Raw genomic sequence first — 1,359 nt, 5'->3', positions numbered from 1 at the left:
GGCGGCCCGAACCGCCCGGTGGCGGCGATGCCGGCGGCCAGCAGGGCCAACCCCACCCCGACCAGCGCCGCCGCGTGCAGGCCGTCCACGTACGTCAACCGGGCCGCGGCGCGTATCTCGGCACCCACCGGGCCGGCCTCCTGTGCCTGGCGCAGGGCGGCACCCAGGTGGGCTCCGACCGCCGACGGGCCGTCCCGATACGCCAGGGTCAGCACCGTGCCGGCGAGCAGCACCCCGACCGCCCCGGCGACCTGCCGTACGGCGGTGGTGAAGCGGACCACGCCGAGCAGATCGTCCGGGGCCTCGGCGGTGGCCGCCCGCAGGGCGCCGGTGAGCATCGCGCCGAGGCCCGCCCCCACGGCGACCAGCCCCACCGTGACGCGGGCGGCGGTGGTGGCGGTGCCCACCGTGGTGAACAGCGCCAGACCGACGCCGAGCAGGATGGCCCCGGTCACCGCGGGTGCCCGCGGGCCGACCCGGGCGCCGAGCCGCTCGCCGAGGACCGCGCCGACCAGCAGCGCTCCGACCAGCGGCAGCAGCCGCAGACCGGCGGCGAGTCCTCGGGCGGAGCCCACCCCGCCGAGGTACGGCGTCAGCACGAACAGGAACCCGGTCATGAGCACGTAGACCAGTGCCAGGAGCAGGACCGGGCGGCTCAGCCACGTACGGCGGCCGGCCGGCGGCGGCCGGAGTGCCGTCCGGGACTCCGGGAAGAGCACCGCGACGAGTAGCGCGGCCACCACCACGATCGGCAGGTCGACCAGGAAGACCGAGCCCCACCAGTACCGCTCCAGCAACACGCCGGCGACCAGCGGACCGAGGCAGAGACCGAGGCTCACCGCGGCCGAGGCCACCGCGAACGCCCGCCCCCGTTCCTCCGGCGGAAACAGCACCGGCAGCATCGCCATCGCGGTCGGCATGACAGCGGCCGCGCCGACGCCCATGCCCACCCGGGCGACCAGCAGCGCGGCGACGCTGTCGGCCAGCGCCGCGCCGGCCGCACCGAGCCCCAGGACCAGCAGGCCGGCCAGGAGTACGCGCCGCCGGCCGAGCCGGTCGGCGAGGTTGCCGAGCGGCACCATCAACAGGCCGAAGGTGAGCAGGTAGCCGACGAAGACGCCCTGGAGCTGCCCGGCTGACGCCGGTAGCCCGGTCATCAGCTCCGGCAGCGCCAGGAAGACGGTGGTGGTGTCGAGCCCGATCAGCAGCAGGCAGGCCACCACGGCGGCCAGTGCCCACCAGCGACGTGGCGGGGGCGGGGTCGGCGGTGGCACGGCAGCTCCCTCATTCGACGGTGGACGGACCGGCGGAACCGGATGGCCCGCGGCGGCGGGCTCAGCGGGCGGGCGCGGCGGCCCG

Annotated in this window: 1 protein-coding gene; it reads right to left on the bottom strand. The window is 76.8% G+C overall.

Annotated elements, in window-relative coordinates:
* Positions 1–1,274 (bottom strand): MFS transporter (locus tag AB0I76_RS29985; RefSeq protein ID WP_357042518.1); only part of this gene is annotated, 1,274 nt, incomplete at its 3' end.
* Positions 1,275–1,359: the final 85 nt, after the last annotated feature.

It is taken from the genome of Micromonospora sp. NPDC049799, assembly GCF_040656655.1.
Taxonomy (GTDB): Bacteria; Actinomycetota; Actinomycetes; order Mycobacteriales; family Micromonosporaceae; genus Micromonospora.
The sequence above is the reverse complement of the archived record's forward strand: the minus strand, read 5'-3'. Positions and strand labels throughout refer to the sequence as shown.